3 protein-coding genes and 1 pseudogene are annotated in these 5,832 nt (G+C 72.6%); 1 reads left to right on the top strand and 3 read right to left on the bottom strand.

Annotation, left to right across the window (positions count from 1 at the left end):
* Positions 1-2,069, bottom strand: a 2,069-nt coding sequence (locus VGD70_RS22190) for a DUF6351 family protein (RefSeq protein ID WP_331084323.1), incomplete at its 3' end; no start/stop codon positions are given.
* A 154-nt stretch (positions 2,070-2,223) separates the two neighbouring features.
* On the opposite strand from VGD70_RS22190, the gene VGD70_RS22195 reads away from it, so the two are divergent.
* On the top strand, positions 2,224-2,988 hold the full coding sequence (locus VGD70_RS22195) for a metal-dependent hydrolase (protein WP_331084325.1): 765 nt from the start codon (positions 2,224-2,226) through the stop codon (positions 2,986-2,988).
* Here VGD70_RS22195 and VGD70_RS22200 read toward each other — a convergent pair.
* Complete coding sequence (locus tag VGD70_RS22200) at positions 2,985-4,874, bottom strand: FG-GAP-like repeat-containing protein (protein WP_331084327.1); 1,890 nt, start codon at positions 4,872-4,874, stop codon at positions 2,985-2,987. The two genes, VGD70_RS22195 and VGD70_RS22200, sit on opposite strands and share 4 nt — an antisense overlap.
* 184 nt (positions 4,875-5,058) lie before the next feature.
* A pseudogene (locus VGD70_RS22205) lies at positions 5,059-5,832 on the bottom strand (hypothetical protein); the annotation flags it as partial.

The following is a 5,832-nucleotide window of genomic DNA, read 5'->3' on the forward strand; positions in this document are numbered from 1 at the left end:
GGGGGACGCTGACCCACGCCCGGGCGGGAGTAGTCGCAGACGCCGCCGGGGAAGGCCGCGCGCAGCTGGGCCTGCTGTGCGGCGGTGAAGCGGACCGGGTAGTCGCCGAGGTCGAGGGGCCGCAGGCGGCACTTCAGCACGGTCATCGACAGGTCCGCGCCGGCCACCAGCCGCGGGTTCGCCGCGATCGGGTACACCGCGCCGCACCGGCCGCCGGCCGGGTAGGTCAGCCGCTCGAGGATCCGCTCGCCTGAGGGCAGGTAGCAGCCGTCGCCGAGGTCCACGGGCTTGTTCGCGACGACCTTGGCCGCCCGGTCGCGGTGCGAGCCGTCGGCGCCGATCGCGGTGAGCCAGCGGTCCATCGCGTCCAGCTCGTAGGCCGCGGCCGCCGCGGACTGGTCCGGCGTCGGCAGGTTCTCGATGATCACCTGGTTCGCGGCCGTGCCGTTGGCCTCGATCAGCCGGGCCCGCATGAGGTAGGACATCTCGGCGGTGTGGATGTCGGCGAGCGGCCCGACCTTGTCCAGGTACGTGCGCTGGTCGATGATCGGGGTGGTCCGGAGGCCGAGCCGGGCGCTGTTGATCAGGTCGCTCGCGTACGCCGCGGACAGCGCCCGCGGGTCGGCCATCGTGCGGGCCGGGACCGGCGAGCCGGTCTCGTCGTAGCCGCCGACGCCGGCGTTCAGCGCGACGAACTGGTCCGCCGCGATCGCCCCGGACTCCAATGCGGACAGTCCATATTGGACACCGGTGTTGTCGAGCGGGCTGCGCACGAACCCGCGGGAGTCGCGGCCGAGCTGGTTGACCCACTGCTCGGCGGCACTGCACTTCACCCCGTGCGGGTTGGTCACCGGGTCCCAGCGCGCCTCGACCGGGATCGCCGCCGGGCAGCTGCCGGTGGGCGTGCTCCGGTTGAGGAACGTCAGTCCCCACGAGACACACGTGCTGTAGGCGTTGTACCCGGAGACGGCGAGCCGCTGCGCCGGGGTGAACGAGGCACCCGGGCCGGCGAAGTAGGCGTTCAGCAACCCGCAGTCGGTCACCGGGTTCATCGTCGTCAGCGGGTCCGGGTAGGAGACGCCCGGAATGATCCCGTCGAGGATGCCCGGGTAGGCGTCCGCGATGTCGTACTGCTGGATGGCCCCGCCGGACCCGCCCCAGCCGATCGTGTGCCGGATCGGGCCGTAGGTCTCGGCGAAGTGCTCCTTCACCATCATCGCGGCCTCGGCGGAGATGACGGTGCCGCAGTTGTTGTCCAGCACGTTCAGCGTCGAGGACGCCACGCCGTAGCCCTGCGACAGGAACAGGTCGTTGAGCACGCCGCCGGTGCTCGCGCCCTGGTGGTAGCCGCCGTTGCAGCCGCCGCCGAAGGTGTAGACGAGCCGGCCGTTCCAGCCGGCCGCCGGGCGGGTGGGCGACGGCGCGCTGCCGTCGGAGAGCACGGCGGTCTCGTACACCGCGCGGTCGATCACGCCGGTCTCGACGCGGACGATGTAGGGCACCGCTCGTCCCGCCACGGTGGCCGTCGCCAGATCGGCGGGGCGCGTCGACGGGTCGGCGAGCGGCGCGAACTGGCCGGCCGTGGTGCGGTACCGGTAGCTGACCTTCGCCGGCGCCGCGCACAGCGGCTGCTCGGCCGGGTCGAGGCCGAACACGACGGTCTCACAGTAGAACGGACGCTGCTGGGGGCCGGCGAACACGGGCCCGGAGCCGGCGTGGTTGGTGATCCGCAGGTCCTCGTCCCGGCCGCCGGCCGTGGCCGCGACGGTGTTGCGGCCCAGGCGCAGCCCCGTGACGAGCCCGAGCAGCGAGCCGTCCGGCTGCCGGGCGAAGCCCGAGGTGACGTCCGTGCCGTTGCGGGTGACCGTGACCCGCTGCCCGGCCGGTGCCGTGACGCGGACCAGCACGTCGCCGCCGCTGACGAACTCTGGCCTGGGGTTGGAGACGGTGGTGACCGTCAGCCGGGACCCGTGGTACCCGGCGGCGGACGCGGTGGTGGCGGCGGCGAGTGAGGTCGCGAGCGCCGCGGTGACCGCGAGGACCGACGCGACTCTGCGTGCGGATGGCATGGCCCGGATCCTTCCACCTGGCGCGGCCGGTGGCGAGGCCCACTTCCCGCGCGCCTGCCGGGGAAACCCCTTGTGCGCTCGTAAGATCACGTGGCTGCCGACCCCGCGAGGAGACCGTGACCGACCCCCAGTCCTGCCTTGTGGTGGCCGCCCGATGATGGGCCACAGCCACGCGCTCACCGGCTGGTGCGCCGGACTCGCCGCGGCCCCGCTCGTCGGGCTGCACACGCTGCCCGAGGTGATCCCGTTCGCCACCGCGGCGGCCGGCTACGCGCTGCTGCCCGACCTCGACCACCCCGGCGCCACCGCGTCGCGGTTCCTCGGGCCGGTCACCGGCCTGCTGTCGCGGCTGCTGCGGATGTGCTCGCGCGGGCTGTACGCGCTGACCAAGGGCCCACGCGACGAGGACTGCGACGGCACGCACCGGCACCTGACCCACACGGTGGCGTTCGCGGTGCTCGTCGGCTGGGCCGCGACCGCGATCTCCGAACTGGGCGGCGCGTGGGCGGTCGGCGGGATCATCGCGTTCGGCCTGCTGCTGGCCGCGGACGTGCTCGGCGACTGGCTGCTGGTCGTCGCGGCGACCGCGGCCGGGTTCACCGCGTACCTGGGTGGGCTCGACGACGCGCTCACCACCTCGACCGGCTGGGTCGGCGTCGCCGTCGGCATCGGGTGCGTCGTGCACTGCCTCGGCGACGCGATCACCAAGTCCGGCTGCCCGTTCCTGTGGCCGGTCCCGATCGCCGGCGAGACCTGGTACGAGCTGCGCCCGCCGCGCTGGCTGCGGTTCCGCACCGGCGGCGGGGTGGAGAAGCTGCTGCTGGTGCCGGTGTTCACGGTGGCCGGCGTGCTGCTGCTGCCGGGCATGTGGGCCCAGGTGCTGGCCGTGTTCGAGCGCTTCGTGCCGCCGGCCTCCTAGAGGCTCGTCTCCCCCGGCAGGCCGAAGTAGTCGTGCCACTTGACGCCCGGGCCGAAGCCGGTGCCGGTGGAGCGGGCGGTGTAGACGTCGGCGCCGGAGTTGTGGGTGAACGTCACGATGTCGGTGCGGCGGTCGCCGTCGAAGTCGCCGACGTAGGGGAACTCGGCGGTGAGCGCGAAGAAGTCGTGCCACTTCTGGCTCGCGCCGAAGGACGAGCCGGTCGAGCGGGCCACGAACACGTCGCCGTCGCCGTTGTTGGTGAACGCGGCGACGTCCGCGCGGCCGTCGCCGTCGAAGTCGCCCAGGCGCGGGGAGTCGAGGCCGGGGGCGAACGAGTCGTGCCACTTCACGGCCGGGCCGAACCCGGTGCCCGTCGAGAGCGCCACGTACACGTCGGCGTTCGCACCGTGGGTGAAGGTGACGATGTCCGCGCGGCGGTCGCCGTTGACGTCGGCGACCCCGGGTGACTCGCCGGCGACGCCGAAGAAGTCGTGCCACTTGGCCGACGCGGTGAAGCCCGAGCCGGTGGACAGGGCGACGTAGACGTCGGCGAGGCCGTTGCGGGTGAACGTGACGATGTCGGCGCGGCCGTCGCCGTTCACGTCACCCACCGCGGGGACCTCGCCGTCGGTCGAGAAGAAGTCGTGCCACTTGGCGCTCGGGCCGAAGCTGGTACCGGTGGACAGCGCGACGAACACGTCGGCGCCTTGGCCGTGGGTGAACGTCACGATGTCATCACGGCCGTCGCCGTTGACATCCCCGGTAAGCGGGGTTTCGCCGTCGAGGGCGAAGAAGTCGTGCCATTTCTGGGTGGTGCCGGCGAAGCCCGTTCCATCGGACAGCGCGACGTACACGTCGGCGAGCGGACCGTGGGTGAACGTGACGATGTCGTCGCGGCCGTCGCCGTTGAAGTCGGCCGGCGTGCCCGTGAAGACGTCCGCCTGCGGCTGGCTGAAGGTCAGCGGCGCGACGTGCAGCCCGCCCATCCCCCAGCCGGCGCCGGTGACCCAGGTGGCCCCGCTCGGCTCGGTGACCACCTCGGCCGCGTGCGCGGTGATCCGCCCGGCGAGGTCGTTGACGTCGAAGTGGAACGGGTCGCGGCTGCGGTAGACGCGGGCGTCCTGGTAGCCGGGTTCGCAGCAGACGAACAGGTACCACCAGCCACCGCGCCACAGGACGAACGGCGACTCGGTCGGGCCGCCGAAGGTGCCCGAGGCCGGGTGCTGGAAGGCCACCTGCTTGCCGCTCCAGTGCTGGAGGTCGGTGCTGGTGCGGTAGGCGACCTGGTGGTTGCCGCCGGTGGGGGTGCTGTTCGCGGTGTAGTACATGACCCATTGCGTGCCCACCTTCGTCACCATCGGGTCACGGGCGTCGAAGCCGTCGGTGAACAGCGGGTTGGCCGGGTCGCGGGTCCAGGTGGTGAGGTCGGTCGAGGTGGCGAGGTGCATCCGGTAGGCCGCGTGGTCGGGCGTGCCGGCCGCGTAGAACATGTAGTAGCGGCCGTTGTCGTACACGACGTGCGGGGCCCAGATGTGGCTCTCCCCGGCGGCCGGGTCGGCGGTCAGCGCGAACGGCCGCTTGGTCCACGGGCCGTTCGGCGAGGGCGCGGTCGCGTGCCCGAAGTTCTTCTCGTCCAGCGGGTTCGCCGGCTCGGCATGGGTGATGGCGTAGACGTGCCAGGTGCCGGTCACGACGTCGCGGACCATCGTGTGGTCGTTGTAGTACCAGGCCTGCGACTCGCCGACGGACGGGTCGTAGACGCGGACGAACGCGCCGGCCGAGACCGTCGGCAGCGCCGCGGCGGCCACCGGCGCGGCGGCCGCCTGCTGGGTCGTGCCGACGAGTGCCGCCCCGAGCAGGGACACGACCAGCAGAACCTTCGGCATCCGCATCATGGCACCCACTTCGTCGCGGCCCGGTGACGGGTAATCGATTACCCACCTAGGGTGGGTTGTGGGTGATTCACTGTCAATAGCCCGTTCGGCGCCGCCGACGGGCACGGTACCCGGGTGAGGCTCCCGGCCATGGCGTGGCCGGGAGCCTCCTGCGAGGCGGTTCGCCGTTGAACCGCTACGGGCTGGGATCTCTCGGGTGGGGGATGAAGACCGGCCGGTCCTCCGGCGGTTCCAGCGGGTGCGGCTCCAGCGTGAGCGCGAGCTCCAGCTGCTCGGGCAGGTGGTGGGACGACCGCTGGTCGGGTATCCGCGGCTCGTACATCGGCGGCTCCGGCTGACGGGTTTGCGGCAGGCGGGGTTCCGGCTGCCGTGGCGCGGGCACACGTGCCCGCTGGGGCCGCTGTTGACGGCCGGCGTGCACGGTGACCGGGAGACCGGCGTACATGCCGGTGATGATCTGTCCACACAGGACTGCGAGCAGCCCGATCAGGGGCCACTCCCAGCTGTTGGTCGAGCTGTGCAGCAGGCCCGCCGCGAGCGTGGTGGCGCCGGCCAGCGCGTAGCCGAGGCCCTGCACCATGGACGACAGCGACGCGGCGGTGTCCCCGTCCGGCGCGGCCCGCAGCGAGATCAGCGTCAGCGCGAGGCCGACCCCGGGCATGCCGAGCCCGAGGCCGATCGCCCAGAGCCACGGGCTGAACGCGGGGTACAGGAGCAGGCCCGCGATGGCGACCAGGTTGGGTGCGGCCAGCGCGACGGCGAGCCCGGACTGGGCCCTGGTCGCGCGGGCCCAGCGCGGCACCAGCAACGCGATCGGCACGCCCAGCGCCATGGCGACGGTGAACAGCCACCGCACCGTCGGCGCGTCGACGTGCGCGTGGTCGCGCAGGATGCTGGGCAGCCAGCCCATGATGCTGAACGTGAAACCCGAGGTCAGTCCGAAGTGGAT

Source organism: Actinophytocola sp. (assembly GCF_036402745.1).
Classification (GTDB): Bacteria; Actinomycetota; Actinomycetes; order Mycobacteriales; family Pseudonocardiaceae; genus Actinophytocola.